The sequence below is a fragment of the Pseudovibrio sp. POLY-S9 genome (genome assembly GCF_001431305.1).
Classification (GTDB): Bacteria; Pseudomonadota; Alphaproteobacteria; order Rhizobiales; family Stappiaceae; genus Pseudovibrio.
Window position 1 is genome coordinate 1 of the sequence record NZ_LCWX01000094.1, and the last position, 16,463, is coordinate 16,463.

Annotated in this window: 17 protein-coding genes; 7 read left to right on the forward strand and 10 right to left on the reverse strand. The window is 51.1% G+C overall.

Annotation, left to right across the window (positions count from 1 at the left end):
* Nucleotides 1-1,442 (reverse strand): pseudouridine synthase (locus PPL9_RS08190; RefSeq protein WP_057462246.1); only part of this gene is annotated, 1,442 nt, incomplete at its 3' end.
* Between the two features lie 510 nt (nt 1,443-1,952).
* On the opposite strand from PPL9_RS08190, the gene PPL9_RS08195 reads away from it, so the two are divergent.
* The gene (locus tag PPL9_RS08195) at nt 1,953-2,384 is read left to right on the forward strand and encodes a nucleoside deaminase (RefSeq protein ID WP_057462247.1); all 432 of its coding nucleotides are present in this window, start codon (nt 1,953-1,955) and stop codon (nt 2,382-2,384) included.
* On the opposite strand, the gene PPL9_RS08200 is transcribed toward PPL9_RS08195, so the two are convergent.
* From PPL9_RS08200 to PPL9_RS08210, 3 genes are all read right to left on the reverse strand, one after another.
* On the reverse strand, nt 2,353-3,180 hold the full coding sequence (locus tag PPL9_RS08200; protein ID WP_152986637.1) for a hypothetical protein: 828 nt from the start codon (nt 3,178-3,180) through the stop codon (nt 2,353-2,355). The two genes, PPL9_RS08195 and PPL9_RS08200, sit on opposite strands and share 32 nt — an antisense overlap.
* Before the next feature lie 54 nt (nt 3,181-3,234).
* A complete protein-coding gene (locus tag PPL9_RS08205; protein WP_057462248.1) occupies nt 3,235-3,819 on the reverse strand; it encodes a class I SAM-dependent methyltransferase in 585 nt (194 codons plus the stop codon).
* Nucleotides 3,820-3,900: 81 nt separating this feature from the next.
* Nucleotides 3,901-4,791, reverse strand: a complete 891-nt coding sequence (locus PPL9_RS08210) for an EamA family transporter (RefSeq protein WP_057462249.1) — start codon at nt 4,789-4,791, stop codon at nt 3,901-3,903.
* A gap of 208 nt (nt 4,792-4,999) precedes the next feature.
* Here PPL9_RS08210 and PPL9_RS08215 point away from each other — a divergent pair, with 208 nt between their 5' ends.
* From PPL9_RS08215 to PPL9_RS08225, 3 genes are all read left to right on the forward strand, one after another.
* Nucleotides 5,000-5,749, forward strand: coding sequence for an AraC family transcriptional regulator (locus tag PPL9_RS08215; protein ID WP_057462250.1), 750 nt, complete (start codon nt 5,000-5,002; stop codon nt 5,747-5,749).
* A 128-nt stretch (nt 5,750-5,877) separates the two neighbouring features.
* Complete coding sequence (locus PPL9_RS08220) at nt 5,878-6,507, forward strand: NAAT family transporter (protein WP_057462251.1); 630 nt, start codon at nt 5,878-5,880, stop codon at nt 6,505-6,507.
* 211 nt (nt 6,508-6,718) lie between these two features.
* A complete protein-coding gene (locus PPL9_RS08225; protein ID WP_082596673.1) occupies nt 6,719-7,828 on the forward strand; it encodes a PLP-dependent cysteine synthase family protein in 1,110 nt (369 codons plus the stop codon).
* 59 nt (nt 7,829-7,887) lie between these two features.
* On the opposite strand, the gene PPL9_RS08230 is transcribed toward PPL9_RS08225, so the two are convergent.
* Nucleotides 7,888-8,331, reverse strand: coding sequence for a VOC family protein (locus PPL9_RS08230; RefSeq protein ID WP_057462252.1), 444 nt, complete (start codon nt 8,329-8,331; stop codon nt 7,888-7,890).
* A 637-nt stretch (nt 8,332-8,968) separates the two neighbouring features.
* Between PPL9_RS08230 and PPL9_RS31205 the strand changes: the two genes are divergently transcribed.
* A complete protein-coding gene (locus PPL9_RS31205; protein WP_082596674.1) occupies nt 8,969-9,553 on the forward strand; it encodes a C39 family peptidase in 585 nt (194 codons plus the stop codon).
* Nucleotides 9,554-9,771: 218 nt separating this feature from the next.
* Here the strand turns inward: PPL9_RS31205 and PPL9_RS08235 are convergent, their stop codons facing one another.
* Entirely contained in the window at nt 9,772-10,164 is a 393-nt protein-coding gene (locus PPL9_RS08235) for a DUF302 domain-containing protein (protein ID WP_057462253.1), read from the reverse strand.
* Between the two features lie 509 nt (nt 10,165-10,673).
* On the opposite strand from PPL9_RS08235, the gene PPL9_RS08240 reads away from it, so the two are divergent.
* The gene (locus tag PPL9_RS08240) at nt 10,674-11,108 is read left to right on the forward strand and encodes a Fur family transcriptional regulator (RefSeq protein WP_082596675.1); all 435 of its coding nucleotides are present in this window, start codon (nt 10,674-10,676) and stop codon (nt 11,106-11,108) included.
* A gap of 86 nt (nt 11,109-11,194) precedes the next feature.
* Here PPL9_RS08240 and PPL9_RS08245 read toward each other — a convergent pair whose 3' ends face one another.
* From PPL9_RS08245 to PPL9_RS08255, 3 genes are read right to left on the reverse strand one after another with little or no spacing between them, the layout of a single operon-like run.
* Entirely contained in the window at nt 11,195-13,489 is a 2,295-nt protein-coding gene (locus PPL9_RS08245) for an FdhF/YdeP family oxidoreductase (protein ID WP_057462255.1), read from the reverse strand.
* A gap of 46 nt (nt 13,490-13,535) precedes the next feature.
* Nucleotides 13,536-14,288 carry a formate dehydrogenase accessory sulfurtransferase FdhD gene (fdhD, locus tag PPL9_RS08250; protein ID WP_057462283.1) on the reverse strand — a complete coding sequence of 251 codons (753 nt, stop codon included), beginning with the start codon at nt 14,286-14,288 and terminating at the stop codon, nt 13,536-13,538.
* 30 nt (nt 14,289-14,318) lie between these two features.
* The gene (locus PPL9_RS08255) at nt 14,319-15,164 is read right to left on the reverse strand and encodes a patatin-like phospholipase family protein (protein ID WP_057462256.1); all 846 of its coding nucleotides are present in this window, start codon (nt 15,162-15,164) and stop codon (nt 14,319-14,321) included.
* Nucleotides 15,165-15,382: 218 nt separating this feature from the next.
* Here PPL9_RS08255 and PPL9_RS08260 point away from each other — a divergent pair, with 218 nt between their 5' ends.
* Complete coding sequence (locus tag PPL9_RS08260; protein WP_057462284.1) at nt 15,383-16,147, forward strand: LuxR family transcriptional regulator; 765 nt, start codon at nt 15,383-15,385, stop codon at nt 16,145-16,147.
* Nucleotides 16,148-16,159: 12 nt separating this feature from the next.
* Here PPL9_RS08260 and PPL9_RS33145 read toward each other — a convergent pair.
* On the reverse strand, nt 16,160-16,463 hold a 304-nt coding region (locus tag PPL9_RS33145), incomplete at its 5' end, for a hypothetical protein (RefSeq protein WP_208989243.1).

Consider the following 16,463-nt stretch of genomic DNA (forward strand, 5'->3'; position numbering starts at 1 on the left):
CGGGTGCCAAAACGACGCTCTTCCGGCTTACGCTTCGCAGCGGTTCTGCCTTCGTCCTCATCAAAACTTGGAGTGTATGTATCTACGCTGCCGTCTGCGCTGAACACGCGGCGCGGCTTGATGTAACCACCACGCTCGTTGCTGCCAAAGCGGGAAGGTCCAGCCTGACGGTCACGATCGCCGAATGATTTGCGGTCGCCGCGGTCACGATCACCAAATGGCTTGCGATCGCCACGGTCACGATCACCGAATGACTTGCGTTCACCACGATCACGATCGCCGAATGGCTTACGATCACCGCGATCACGGTCGCCAAAGGATTTACGCTCACCACGATCTTCAGAAGGCTTGCGGTCACCAAAGGTTGGTTTCACACCAACGCGCTTGCGGTCACCAAACGGGTTCTGCTCAGAGCGTTCACCACCACTATCTTTCTGGTCGCTGCCATGGCGCAGTGGCTTGCTCTTGTTCTTAGCAAGAACAGCAGCAGCATCTTTTGCGCTGATCCAGCCACCACCGGCACCACCGGAAGATTTCTTTCTCTTCTTCAGTTCGGCTTGTTTGCTGGTCCGGGTATCCATCTGGTTGACGATAGGGGCGTCAAAGTCCAGGTCAGCTTCAGTAACAAGGCGTTCGCCCAGCTGGTCTTGAAGCACACGGCCACGGATTTCCTGCAGTTCACTGTCACCAAGGTCGCCCAGCTGGAACGGACCAAAGGAAATGCGGATCAGGCGGTTCACGGAAAGGTCAAGGTGCTCAAGAATCCGCTTAACTTCGCGGTTCTTGCCTTCACGCAGGCCAATGGTCAGCCAAACGTTGTCGCCTTTTTCAGTGTCCAGTGTCGCTTCAATAGCGCCATAAAGAACACCGTCAATGGCAACACCGTCTTTCAGGGCATCCAGCTGCTCTTGAGTCACCTTACCGTAGGCGCGCACGCGGTATCGGCGCAGCCAGCCAGTTGCAGGCAATTCAATCACGCGGGAAAGGCCACCATCATTGGTCAGCAGCAGCAGACCTTCGGTGTTGATGTCGAGACGGCCAACAGTCACAACGCGTGGCATGTCAGCAGGCAGGATGTCAAAAACAGTTTTACGACCCTCAGGGTCTTTATTCGTGGTTACCGTGCCACGTGGTTTGTGGAACAGCCAGAGGCGCGTCCGCTCACGGGTTGGCAGAGGTTTGCCATCAACGACAACCTTGTCTTTTTGGGTAACGGTAAAAGCTGGTGTTTCCAGCACGGTGCCGTTGACGCTGACACGGCCAGCTTCAATCCATGTTTCTGCATCACGGCGAGAGCACAGACCAGCACGTGCCATTGCCTTGGCAATACGTTCGCCTGCAACGGTGACTGTCTGATTTGGTTTTTTGTCGCCGGAGGACTTTTTGGTCTGCTCGCCAGATTTGCGGGGGGAGCTAGATGGTTTTTTACCGCTGTTTTTCATTGGCTCTTGCCCGGCGAACCGGGGCCTTTAACTTTCTACACTCTGATCAGATACACTGGATGAGCTCGCATAGGCGTCACCGCCTTGGCTGCCCAGCAGTCTGCCAGATGCCACACAATATTCGAATGTCGTTAGAGCGCGTTCCGTTTGATTGCAGAGAACCAGACGATAAGAATTCACTCATAATAAGAAAACGGAGCGCGACGCGTGGATGCATTCAAAACGCGGGCGTGCTCTATCCCGGTCATAACCTAAGAGGCGCCAGTTGGCAAAGGGGCAAAAGCAGACTCTCGATTTTTTTTCTGATTTTGTTGGCTCAGACTCACCTGACACTTTCATAAATGATGACAGCTTGAGTGATCAGAACATTTGCACGTCGCATAGGTCTAGCTCTTGTTAAACTGCTTTATCTCTTGTTTTTGCGTGTCTTTATCCAAATCTTGCTTCCACTTTTTAGCAATACGCACTAGCTTGGGCCCCATGAAGACGCCCACATTGAACTCTACTTTTATGGATCTGGCATTGGAGGAAGCGCGCGCAGCAGAAATGCGCGGCGAAGTCCCCATTGGCTGTGTTGTTGTAAAAGATGGAAGTGTCTTATCCTCTGCGGGCAACCGCACATTGGAGCTGAATGACCCCACCGCCCACGCAGAAGTGCTTGCCATTCGCGAAGCCGGAAAGCGGCTCAGCTCCCAGCGGTTGGAAGGTTGCGACCTCTACGTCACGCTGGAACCATGTCCAATGTGCGCCGCTGCCATCTCTTTCGCCCGCATCCGCAGGCTCTATTATGGGGCAGGGGATGCCAAAGGCGGCGGCGTAGACCACGGCGTCCGCTTCTACTCCTCCCCAACCTGCCACCACACCCCCGACGTCTACTCCGGCCTGGCCGAAACAGATTCAGCCGCCATGCTCAAAACGTTCTTCCAGGGGAAGCGGGATTGAGGCATCCCAACCTTTGCTCTGTTTGTAACTTGAGCAGGAACGGAAGCAAGGTCTCGGCAACTTCAGAGATGCTTTGAAACTCAGAAGACGGTGCTATCGCAAGTTCTGCAGCTCGCCAGATCATCGACGAATACTGCGGAAAGGCAGAGGAGGCGATGTTTGCGCATGGGAAGATATCTCGGGAGTAAACATTCAAGGCTAACATTTCTGCTTCAAACAGTGAGCGGATAACTCGCTTCATCAACCAGCTGCATACGCGTTTGCGCTCAGCATCGGTTTGAGCGTCATCGAAATGAGTTCGCCAGAACGCAGCCCATTTGTGGGCTCCATGAAGGTGGGCGATCGCGTGCGGTCCAAGAGATGAGGCAGGCAGCTTATTCAGAATATTTTGAGGTCCAAAGCAATATCCCGAAAAACTGAGTGAGAACCTCAGCCAGCGATACTTGGTTGAAAGCAGAAAATCTTCAGGCTTGATCCATTCCAAATCGATATCTGATGTCTGAGTGATCCAATGGCTTGGAAACAGATTTGGAACTTCTGGACTTTGAGCAAAGATGATCAAGTCTACATCTGAAACGCCTTTGACAAAGGTTTTCCGAGAGGCTGAGCCGCGAAGAGCCAGACTGTGAAACTGTTCGCCCAACTGAGTGTGAAGTTCTTCTGCAACACTGGCTAACTCACTTAGCAATGGTTCTTCGGGAGCTTGGCCAATGACGGGCAGTATTCCGTGCTTGTCAGCGGCAGAAAGTTGCCCAACTGACCTCACGTTTGGTGCTATGGTTTGGAAATTCTCCATGGTCTCCTGCAAGCTCAACCGAACCGCGTCTCAACAACGGTCGTGCTTCAATAATCACTTGGAAGCAGTAATCGCGACCCAACTGGTGGGAGCTTTGTCGAACCCGCTGCCCTCCCAACTCTCATAGGCTATAGAAGACCAAGGGCCAGCCTGTTTCCAAAGGGTATTCAGCTCTTCTTTTGAGATGTAGTTGTAGTAGCGGCCAAAGCTGTCAGTGCCATCATGAGTGCCCACTTTGAAGCTGGCCCATACTGAACCTCCTGAGACCAAAGCGCGATAGATCTTCTCGAAGATAGAAGGCAGATCCTCTCTCAAGGCATGTGTCAGCGAGGCACAAGCATATACGCCATCATAGGTATTCGTTGCAGCCAGCTCGTTAAACATCATGACCTTGACTTCCTGACCAAGCCGTTGGGTCGCCAGAGTTGCCAACTCTGATGAGCCATCAGTCGCATCAAGCTCAAAGCCTGCTTCAAGAATGGCTAGGGCATCAACACCCGCACCCGTTCCAAGCTCCAGGATGCGTCCGCCTGCTTTACAGTGTTTGAGGAATGGAAACAGCATGGAGTTAGGCAGGTTCTTGTGCGTCGCATACTCGCTGGCATTATCCTGATAAAACTTAATACTATTATTGCTCATAAAACATCCTATTGAAAAGCCTTGCGATTCGAGTATCGGAGAATGATAGTGCCAGAAATGCAGCGAAATTTGGCCTGAATGTCAGGCCGCTCTTTTCGCCGCGATCAAGGACCCTCCTGCAATCGCCAGTGCTGCGATTACGATGTTAGCGGCAAGAGTGCCTTCTCCAAACGCGATCAGCAGAAGCGTCGAGATTAAGGGCGCGCCATAAGCGAGGACGCCGAGCAGCTGCACGTTGCCGTGCTTCACGCCAAAGTCCCACGTGTAAAAGGCAATGCCCACGGGCCCCAACCCCAGACCAATCACAGCGATGATTTGGGTGAGGTCCTGAGGAACGGCGGTGGTCTCCCAGAGAAAGTGTGCGAGCCATCCAAACACAGCAGTTAAAGCACAATAGCCGATCACGGCATCGGAAGAGGTGTTCTTGATCAGTCGGCTCAAAACAGAATAGCTGGACCAGATCAACGCACAACCAGCCGCCGCCACATAGCCAACAACATACTCCCATTGCAGATTGCCTGCTGAACTGTCCCAGCCAAGCAAAACCCAATAGCCAGCAAGAGCGACAAGAGCGCCGCCAACATGCCACCTTGTAATGGTTTCTCCCGGCAACAGGGCAGAGAACAATACAATGAGCAGCGGCCAGATGTAGGCAATCAGTCCTGCCTCAACAGCAGGCGCATTCTGCAAAGCAACAAAGTACAGCGCATGGAACCCAAACAATCCGCCAACACCAAGCAACCAGCCAGACAGAGGCAGCTTGAAGGCGGAACGCACATCAGCCTTTCCCGTCAACAGCTTGCCGGAGAGTGTGAGCGTCGCCACCGTAAATGTCATGGCCAGCAGCTGGAACGGCGGAAACTGATCACCGGTCAACTTGGTCAGCACAGCAAGCGTGCCCCATAAAACAATGGAGATACTCCCGATCGAGGTCGCAGCGCTGACCTTGCCAGCTGATTGGTTCTGTAACATTTAAAATTCCGCTTGAAGACTGAGGCCATCACATCGCTGGAGGTTCCAACGAAACCGGCCAGATCCTGCCTCATTTCCTGCATATTCGAATTAGGCAAAACAGGAAATAGATTTTCTTTTTGAGATTTTCGAAAGACCGCGGTATCCCTGAGCCAGCAGTCCTCTTAAACAAGCTTTTGGACCAAGAGTGGAGATCTGGAACGAAGTCATGCCCTATCAAGCTGTCATCCGTGAATATGACCGGCTGGAACTCGGACATCACCACGCATTCGCGCAGGCTGTTGTTCCGTTACAGGGCGAAATGCAGATTGAAATTGGCGGCCACTTCAAGCAACTGACAGTCGGCTCCGTCGGCCTCATAGCGCCAGAAACCCTGCACGACAGCGAAACCACATCCGGCAGCCGCTTCCTGATCATCGACGTCAGCGACAGAGCAGCCATCTCTCAGTTCTTCCGCCACGCAAGCGACAGCCATCAGGAGCTCTCACCGCTCGCACTGAAGTACCTCAACTTCGTCGCCTCGCTCACAGACACGTTTGAAGTAGACGCAAACGGCACTGCCTCCATCCTGAACACAGCCCTTGAACTGGCAACAGGCCGAACCACAGATTTCATCGACCAAAACGGAATCACACAGCGATTGCAGAGCGTAAAAGAGCAGCTGCCCACTCACAACAAGATCTCGGATATCGCGAAAGAGGGCGGGTATTCAGTCAGCAGCCTGCAAAAGAAACTCAAAGCCTCCTACGGCAAATCCCCAAAACAACTCCAACTGGAGATGCGTCTGGACAAAGCACTGGCCCTGCTCAGATCAACAGACCAATCCATCGCAACCATCGCCTTCCAGATTGGCTATGAGAACGCCTCATCCTTCACCAACATCTTCAAAAAACACTTCGGCCTGACCCCCTCGCAATACAGAGCCCAATACTGGCCCTCCAAAGCCAGCCACAGCTAACCCTCCCTCGATTACAAGAACTCGCGACTATTAAAATCCTTTAAGTTGTATGCTTTTACAGTGATCAGTATGTTGCATGCTTTGCTCAATATCCCCCTACGTGCAAAGCAAACAACAGAAAGCATATAATGACCGAAACGGCTCTGATCACCTACATTGCTGCGCTTTTCTCCATGATGAACCCAATCGGAAACACGGGCGTTTTCGCGGGTATGACCGCCGACAGGGATGCCGCCACTGCACGGCGCATCGCGTGGACCTGCGCAGGCGCAATCGCCCTGACGCTCCTCACTGTCACCTGGACGGGTGGCATTCTTCTCAAGTTCTTCGGCATAACCGTCCATGAACTACGTGCTGCTGGAGGCGTGATTGTCCTGCTGATCGCCCTCTCCATGCTGCGCAGTGACAACAGCCACCGCCAAACCCCGCAGGAAGCAGCCTCCGCAGCAGAGCAGAACCACATCGCCGTCGTCCCACTTGCCATTCCAATCGTTGCCGGACCAGGCGCCATTGCAACAGCCATTGTCGCCGCTGAGCGTCATTCTGGGATCTGGGCCAAGATTGATCTATCCATCGCAGCGGTTGGGCTTGCGCTGTTCACCGGTCTCTTGTTCTCTGTTTCAAAACCCATTGCAAACAAACTCGGCGTGTCGGGTATGGGCGTCGTAACCCGCCTCATGGGCATGGTGCTCGCCGCAATCGCCATGGGCATGCTCGCTGAAGGCGTCATAGGCATGATCCCGGCACTGGCAAGCTGAGGCAATATCGCTTCTCTCTAAGCAAAGCATGTAAGGCCCGCTCCGGTGGGCCTTGCTCGTTCAAAACCCTCTCATTTTCACCCGCCGCTTTACCCTCTGTTTTATACAGCAGCGATCCGCGCATGCTGCGATCCAAGCGCCAGCTATACTTGCCCCAAAGAAGCACGCCGCGAGCAGGGCATGCTGAAGCAACGGCAAGTCAGGTGTTTTCATGCTGGAGTTCAACAGCCATACCAACCACAGAAACCCCTCTAGCAGAGCATGGGCGCTGCAGGCGATCCAGAATATTGAGGCAGATTACAATCGCTCGGCTGACACACACCTCATCAAGCTGAACATTCCCAAGCTCACCAAAGCGGGGATTGATCTTTACCTGAAAGACGAAAGCACCCACCCAAGCGGAAGCCTCAAGCACAGGTTGGCACGCTCGCTCTTCTTATACGGCATCTGTAATGGCTGGATCAGGGAAGGGACACCAATCGTGGAATCCTCATCAGGATCAACCGCGATCTCAGAAGCGTATTTTGCGCGGCTGATCGGAAATCCCTTCGTCGCAATCGCTCCCAAGGCCACGGCGACGGGGAAGATAAGGGAGATCGAAGCGCTGGGCGGTGAGGTCCATCTGGTCGAACCCTATCAGATCTATAAGGAAGCGGCGCGATTGGCAAAAGGACTGGGCGGCCATTACGTGGACCAGTTTACCTACGCAGAGCGGGCAACAGATTGGCGCGGCAACAACAACATAGCCCAGAGTCTGTTCTCCCAAATGGAGCTGGAACGCTTCCCCGCACCCAAATGGATTGTCATGAGTGCCGGAACAGGTGGGACAACAGCCACCATTGGCCGATACATCAGGCTTCACACGCAGGATTACCCCAAAACACAGCTCTGTGTCGTCGATCCTGAAAACTCCGTGTTTCATGAATACTACAGAAACAGAGACAAAAGCATCGTCAGGAACAAACCCTCACTGATTGAGGGAATCGGCAGACCACGAGTAGAACCCTCCTTCATGCCGGATGTCATTGACAGAATGATCGACATCCCGGATGCAGCGAGTATCGCGACAATCAGATGGTTGGAAGGGGTTATTCTGCGCAAATGCGGCGGCTCAACAGGCACAAACCTGTATGGTGCGCTCGCATTGGCCAAGGAGATGATGGAAAACGATCAGGAAGGCTCCATCGTCACCCTCATCTGCGACAGCGGAGAGCGTTATCTGGACACTCTTTACGACGATAACTGGGTGGCCAGCAAAAATCTGGACCTCTTACCCTACATGCACAAACTCATAGACTTCGCTGAAATCGACGGAATCTAAAGTGGTTTAACTCTGGAAAGTACGCCGGTACCAACGTCACCAGCGTACTTGCTACACCATCAAGGCAGATCATAGAAACCTAAAGCATTGCCAGAAGGATCGGCAAACTCCGAATATGTAACGACCTCTGGTATTTCGACTGCTTCACCAGTGTCGATGTTCACTTCAGATCGTGCTTGTTGCGAAGTTGCCATATCGTCCACCAGAAAACGGACGATGGCGCCAGTTGATTGCGCGTCATCTGCCTCGAAGACCTGAAGCCAAACACCCGGTGCAACCTTGAACTCCACGACACCGGGGATTGGTCTGATCACTTTGGTATCAGGACCAAGAAACTTGGCATACCACACCTCTGCTTCTTCCAGAGAAGGCACCGGGACACCGATAGTCACTTCTTGGAATGGCTCCGCCGAGACAATACTCGTGAATGCCAAAGAGACAACAAAGGCCAGCGCAAGCCTGCGCATGATAGTGACTGTATTCTGCAGCGAATTAAACGACATAGTTTTTCCTTTATGACTCAAATATAGTAACTATACTTTGTGTACATAACGGCAATTGTCAACATCTCCTCTTTTGACCCGAGAACTTTGATAGTGCCACGGTCCCAAGCATGTTCCCTCTTTTGAAGGAAGAGGGGGTGCGGTCCTTGGAATTGTCGTGATGGCTGGGAAAATATCGGGGATGTAAAGGAGTCTGCTTAAACTGGTATTTTGTCTGACTGGAAGCTCGAACACAACGACACAGCGCTTTGACCTCGCATGCAGCCAGCGCGGCGACAATCAAGTGACTGGAAGGTTCTCTCGTCACTTAATTTGCGATAGCGGAGAGCAAATTCTGATCTTACTCGTTAACGATGATTGAGTTACTAGTACAAAACTAGTTCTTCTGCCCTAAATGCACAAACTTAAAGACTCATCGAATTTGGCGGCAACCACTGGATGAGAATAAATTGACATCGGCAGAATTGCACTCGAAATTTCAGTCGCCAATAAAGCATAATTCTCAGTTGCTCAAAATTCTTCTAAAGCAACCACTTTTGATTAATTGTCTTCTTGTGATAGAATTTAGTGCATTCTAACGCAAAGTAAAATTGTATAATAATTTCATATATTTAAAATTACTTTGGAAGATTCAAATATGAAAACAGGAATTTCTGATAGTCGTCTATCTAGACGTACTTTTGTTTTAGGAATGTTGGCAGGATTTGTAGCGCCGCAAGCAAATGCTCAATGCGCACCAATCGATCTTGGCATACCGAACATTAGACAGGATATGAGCAACTGGTGTTGGGTTGCTGCTGCTCAACAAGTGATTTATTGGGCTACAGGAAGCGCTCCTCCGCAATGTGAATTAGTCTCGTTTGTAGCCAGAACACATCCGCAATTTGTTTGCACACAGCCGCAACGTTTTAATCGCCCTGCATCGTTTCAGCCAATCGCCATGCTGCTTCAACAATTTCTTGGTGCTTATTCTTCGATGAATGGCCCTGGGTCACCTCAACAAGTGTATCAAACGATTGCATCGAGGCGCTCAGTAATTATGTTAGTCTATCCTTCGTTTTCACAAGTTGGGCATTTTGTGGTACTTCGTGGCGTTTCTTGTTACGGGACAAACTTGGTTTTCCACATAAACGATCCGATGAACTTTAGTGGATTCCAAACTACAAACGTTCCATATGCTCAAGTTGCGCAAATGTGGCATAGCGCGCTGGTTGTCGGTTAGTATTTTCTGAAGAGTTGATTGTGCCGTGATTAACCTCTCTTTTCGCCCTGAGAGTAAATCACTCGTAATATGGCCGTTGTCATCAAGTTGCCTTTGGTCATACGAAGCGGTGCGCTATATGGGGTAAGATTAGAGACAGTTTTCTGATTTTTACATATCCAGGGTCGTTTTATAGACCCTGGAATAGACTGAATGTCTTCATCAGTTGTCGAACTCGACTATTTGGCAGCCTTGGAGGTCAGCTTCGCCAAAACACCGCGCATTTTTTCGATTACCGAGGACTTATCGACATTATCCAGATCCTTCATTGTTTCTTTTGGATCTTCATAAGCCAACCAGACCTGACCCTCGGAATCCTCATAGACCTGCACTTTAAGTGGCAGGTACAGGCCCGCCCGTGGATCCACCTCCATCGCAGGGGTACCAAGAGCCGGATTACCGAAAATCAGCAACTGGTTCGCTGGAATGGACATGCCTACTTTTTCGGCTCCCGCAGCATGATCAACACGAGCAAAGATTGTTGCCCCCGCCTTTCTGGCAGTAGCCTCCAGCGCTTCCATAGCCTCCTGCACTGCTTTATTGGTGTCGACCTTGATAATATCTTGAGCCATAACGGGATACAAACTCCCAAGTATTAGCGCTGAAGCCAGAAACAAACTACGCAAATCACTATCCTTCTTGTGAAACTAATTCGATTTGGGGGACATAAAGTTAAATACAACAGAAGCCCAATATAAACTCCAAATTGAGGAAATAGAATTTTCCTCTACCGGAGATTAATTATTTAACTATGGAAATATTCTGACTACATATAAAATATGTTCACATGATCGTGTCTTCGCGGATGATAACTGCGGAGTAAGGCTCACAACCTCCTACTAAACTTTATTTGCGCAGCAGCGTCGCCTAAATGAGTTGCCTCGTTCTCAGGTGGAGTTACTCAAAAGATGGGGCATGACCCGTCGTGTCTCGTTTCCCCTCGTATATTTAGGGTTTTGATTCTTAGTTGCGAATGCTTCTCATTTGCAATAAATTTATCTGTAATAACTCAGGTCGAAGATTTTGACTGCTGAAGACAGAATAAGCCCGGCTTTGCGCATACCATCAGGGAAGGCATCTTATGTCGATAAATACAACTCCAGACACTTCAATCGACTTACCTACTAAATTTCGAAATGCTGGTCTGCGTTTGACGAAGCAAAGGTGTCTCATTGCCAAGCATTTGTTTTCGGGGGGGCATCGGCATTTAGATGCCGCCATGCTGTTTGCAGAACTTCTCGCAGACGGCAAGCACCTGTCGCTTGCCACAATCTATAATGCACTGCGCGATTTTGAGCAGCAGAATCTCATCCGGCGCATTGCAGTCTCTACTGATAAAGTGTGGTATGACACCGATATTGGCGATCATCGCCATTTCTATGTCCCCGCTGAAAACCGTATTATAGACTGCCCTGATCAGAAGTTGTCACTCGCAAAGTTTGCTGATCCCCCAGAAGGTTATGAGGTGACGAGTATCGACGTTGTTGTGCATCTGGCACCCCAAAATAAAAGCTGATGCTGACAAACATAAGTGGCGGGTAGCGTTTTCGGAACGAAATCAGTTTACCATCCCACATCTGATACTTCCCCAAAACAATGAGATCAGGAGCGCCTGCGTGATTTCGACAGTGACACCGGAATAGCCTTGCTCGTTGGGGTGCCGGATTGGTCGCCTACGGAGTAAACAGGTACAAGGACATTCACCTCCGGGAAGTAAGAGGCAATGCAGCCCTGTGGCATGTCGTAGGGCACCACCTGAAAATCGAGGGCCCGCCGATTGCGCCCATCTTCGCTCACCGTCCCGATATCAACCTTTTCTCCCTTGGAAACACCTGCCCGTCGCATGTCGATCGGGTTCATGAACACCACTTTGCGCCCGCCAGAGATACCTCGGTAACGGTCGTTGAGTGTGTAAACGGTGGTGTTGAACTGATCGTTGGATCGAAGGCTCTGCAAGGTAAACGTGAGCTTGGGCGCTCTGGCGGTTTGCTGTGCGGAAGTTGCAAGGGGAAGGGAGTAGCCGGAAAACTCAGCTTTGCCGGACTTTGTTGCCCACCTTCGGTCGGCAATCGGATTACTCAGATAAAATCCGCCCGGTGTTCGCACCTGGCCGTTAAACCCGGCAAACTCAGGCAGCACTTCCTCAATCTTTTCCCGAATGCGATCATAGTTCTCTATGTAATGCGTCCAGTTGACCACCTTGTTGCCAAGGGTCGCTCTGGCCAATCCGGCAATAATCGCAGGTTCTGACATCAAAAGATCAGAAGCTGGCGGATTTACACCAGCAGACCCGTGGATTCTGGAGAGTGAATCTTCCACGGTGACCATCTGCTCACCAGAACGCTGGTCATCATACTCGGTGCGGCCCAAACTAGGCAGAATGTAGGAGAGGGCGCCTGTCATCAGATGGCTGCGGTTCAGTTTGGTTGCAATGCTCACCGTCAGGCGGCATTTGCGTATCGCTTCCTCTGTCAGGTTTGTGTCCGGCGCAGAGCGGGTAAAATTGCCTCCAAGGCTCATGAAGACCCGCAGCTTGCCCTCATCCATCATCTTGATGGACTCAACAGCATCAACACCGGCATCCATCGGCGGTTCAAACTCAAAGGCCTGCTGCAAAGAAGTCAAAAACTCCTCTGAAGGGTCAGAGGTAATGCCCATACGGCGAATACCCTGCGTGTTCGCATGGCCCGGCATCGGGCAGGCACCAGCCCCCGGCTTGCCAACGTTTCCGCGAATGAACAATAGGTTCATGATCTCGCGGATTGTTGCAACAGAGTGTTTGTGCTGGCTGATCCCTGTGCCCCACGTAATGATCGGGCGATCTGCCTGCACATAAATCGCAGCTGCTCTTTCAATCTCGTCGCGGGAGAGGCCGGACTGGTCTTCAATCTCTTTCCAGGGTGTCAGTTCAAGCGCTTTTTCATAGCTCTCAAACCCGTTGCAATTCTCTTCAATAAACACCCGGTCAACATGGCTATGGGTGAGTATCCGCTCATAATCCCATGCCAGAATGGTCTTCACCATGCCGCGCACAGCCGCCATGTCACCGCCCAGTTTCGGGGTGAAGAAATGGCTCGCAACAGGTGCGGAACCAAACCGCATCATCTCCAGCTGGTTCTTGGGGTCTGCGTAGCGCTCCAGTCCGCGCTCTTTGAGCGGGTTAAAGGACACCACATGCGCGCCGCGTTGCGTGGCTGCACGTAACACCGGCAACATCCGCGGGTCAGTCGAGCCCGGATTGTGGCCAAAAACGAAGATGGCATCAGCTTTGGAGAAGTCTTCCAGACGAACCGTGGCCAGCCCGCTGCCGATCGCTTCTTCAAGCGCAATACCACTGGCTTCATGGCACATGTTGGAGCTGGACGGGAAGTTTGTGGAGCCATAAACACGCCCGAACAGCTGATAGAAAAAGGCCGCTTCGTTACTTGCATGTCCAGAGGTATAAAAAACGACCTCTTTGGGGTCTTTTATGCCCCGCAATTCTGCACCAATTTCCTTGAAGGCCTCAGCCCAACTGATTTCGTTATAGCGATCCGTTATTCTGTTGTAGCGCAGCGGAGCTGTCAGACGGCCTTGGTCCTCAAGGTCAATGTCGGAGAAGGTCTGCAATTCAGAAACCGTGTATTCCTGAAAAAAGGAGTCTGTGATTCTCTTATCCGTCATCTCGGCAGCAACAGCTTTAACGCCGTTTTCACAAAATTCGATGGACGAGGTTTTTTCAGGGTCAACCCATGCACAGCCAGGGCCAATAAAACCGTCAGGCTGGTTGGTTTTTAAAACCGTCTGGATTCCTGAGGTAAGCGACGTGTTTTGCAGCAGAGCCTGACCACAGCTCCACACGGCCCCCCAGCCACCAGCGGGAGCTGTTGATTTCTTTGCAATAATAGTGTCGGACACGCCGGACTCCTCAGGCTCTTAGAACGCCCACGAACTTGATGAGTCGCTAGCTGTAGCGTGTGAAGCTGTATCCACGGTTGCAACTAAATAGATTTAAACAATTCTCTTGTGCTAACTTGACAGCCAGATCGCTGGGCGTTGCCATGACTGCAAGTGTTCCAACGCGGGCGCTGACTGCTTTTTGCACCAGATCAGAGCTGCACCGGCTCGTTGTGATGACCAGATCAACAGGTTCACCGCTGCGCACGCCAGCCCCAAGAGCTTTGTCCATGGCGTTGTGTCGGCCAATATCTTCGCGCACTGCCAGTATGTTATCACCACAACACACCGCAGCTGCATGCAAGCCGCCACCATAAATGCCATTGAGCTTTTGCTTGGATTGCATCGCTTCAAACATGGCCCCAATGCTCGCGGTTTTGGGAGCAGGCTGCTGGGCAAGCGGGGTGAGGGCGCGTAAGGCGGCACGAATGCTATCAAGCCCGCACAGGCCACAGCCAGACGTTCCTGTCAGCAGACGCTTGCGCTTCAAAGCGGTGAAGAACAGCTCATCGTCAATATCCAGATTGACGCTGATGCCTTCCTCACCGTGCTCATTGAGGTTGATCGAGTGCACATCATTGATGGAGGAGACGATCGACTCGCTGATAGCAAAGCCAACGGCAAAGTCTTCAAGGTCTCTGGGCGTGGCCATAAACACAGCAAAGCCTTCTCCATTCAACGTCACCGCAATGGGGACTTCTGGAGGAAGTTTTCTGCCTTCAGCAATCGGTGTTTGCCACTCAGGGTCCAGAATAGACAACCCAGACTCCACTTCTTTCTATTCTTCTTATCAAGAGATTAGGTAGTTCTCGATCTTTTGGTCAAGCTCAACCTTTACCTCATCACGAAGCCCGGCGCTATCCTCCAATATTTCTCGCGCCTTTAAAAAATCAAGCACTTGATATTGCTTAATGTTTGGGAAGATCGAAAGATCAGGTGCCCGTATTTTCAATTTTTCCTGAGAAATGGTCCGCATGAGGATCTGGGTCGCACCAAACACGCTTTCCGTTGCACTGGGAAACCCGCGTTTTTCATCTCGTTTGGGTGTGCCCACAACATCCACTGCAATCACGATGTCACAATCGCTGGGCAGCACATCAAAAGGCAGCGGGTTAACAACGCCGCCATCAATGAGCACCGTGTCGTTTAGGTGCACAGGCCGGAAGACAAACGGAATGGCGATACTGGCTGAGACAGCATCCACCAGATTACCCTCGGAAAAACGCACTTCCTCTGCCTTGTAGTAATCCGCAGCAATGGCTTGAAATGGAATGGAAAGCTCAGAGAAGTCGGTTTTGAGCACATCCCCCACAAAGACTTCCAGCACACGTTTGGAATCAAACTGACCAATGCTGGACTTACCACCAAGCAGGTCTGCAAAGCGTTTTGGCATGCTCACCTCAACCAGCTTGCTGAGCACCTTCTTCCACTCGCCAAGTGTTTCAAGAGTATATGCCTCAAGCGCGTCTCCACTCACGCCACCTGCATATCCTGCACCAATCAAAGCGCCGATGGATGTACCGGTAATAGCATGAGGTGTGATGCCCATGTCATCAAGAGCTTGCAAAACCGGGATATGGGAGAGACCACGGGCGCCTCCGCCACCGAGGGCAAGGCCAATCTTGGGAGTGCTCATTGAAAGCCTGATCCTTTAATAACTCTCATTAAAAATATAGGTGCTCTCGCTTGCTTTCCAATTGAAAACCGAGAGAAATAACGTGATAATCATGAATGACGAACATAGATAAACAATAGATGGGCACTGGGGCAAACATATCAATTGATTTGGTGGCAGTTAAGCGCACAACTTGGCTGGTTGATATGAAGCAAGGCTCCAATCTTGCGGTGTAAATGATGAACTATTCCATGGGTTATCCGGCAGGCTTTGATCGAAATCTACTGCAGTTTTCTCAAGATCTATGGAACTGTTCGTCCCTGCAAAGCCGCTGGGAAGAGCTCACCAGTTTTGCTGAAAGACTGGGCTTTGAAAAGGGCGCCTACATCATCGTGCCCAAAATCGAAGGCCGTGTAGAAGACCGGCAACCGATTTGTTTGTCCAATCACGCAGATGACTGGGTCGATCATTACAACAGCCATCATTACTACTTCAAAGATCCTGGTATGGATCATCTGCTCAGCGGCAAGAAAGCCGATCAGCTTTGGACCGATTATACCGTCAGACCAACCGGAAAGATTGATGAAGGCTTCTTCCATGATGTCCGCTCAGCAGGTCTGAAATTCGGCGTGACCATCCCGGTGGATTGCTCCAACAAGCATTTGGTCGGTGGTGCCAGCTTTGCCTCCTGTGAACGAACACAGCTCGGCTTTGATGCACAGATGACGGCAAAGTATCCGATCCTGAAAGGGGCGGTGCAACTTTTCCATACCTATGCGCAAGAGCCTGAAACCCTGAGTGAGTTCTTCGGGTTCACGCCGAGAGAGCATGAATGTCTGCTGTGGTTGACGGCGGGGAGGGCAAATAAAGAGATCGCCCACATCCTGAATCTCTCAGAGAAAACCGTAGAACATCACATCAAACGGGCCTGCAAAAAGCTGCGAGTGACGAACCGGACGCATGCCGTTGCTCGTGCTATGACCTTTCAGTTGCTTTCGCCCTAGGCCTTTGCAACTTTAAGGCATCAGGGAAAATCCCCCATTGTTATGAGTTGTGCATTTATGCATAATCAAAATTGCTAGAGGTTGCACTTTAGCTCCTGCATGGCAACTTTTCGCCTCGTGCAGTTGTTTGTGGTAGTTTATCAATTTGATCTGTTGGTTGGGCACAGGCTGTCGTTGTCCGACTGAAAGTGTAGATAAATATAACTCCTCCGAAGTTCGCTTCGGAGGATTTTTTTTGGCAATTAAATTCATTCGGCACAAAAAAGAGCGGCTCGAAAAGCCGCCCTTTGTAAAAGTGTCTAGTCCTGCAAAAGAG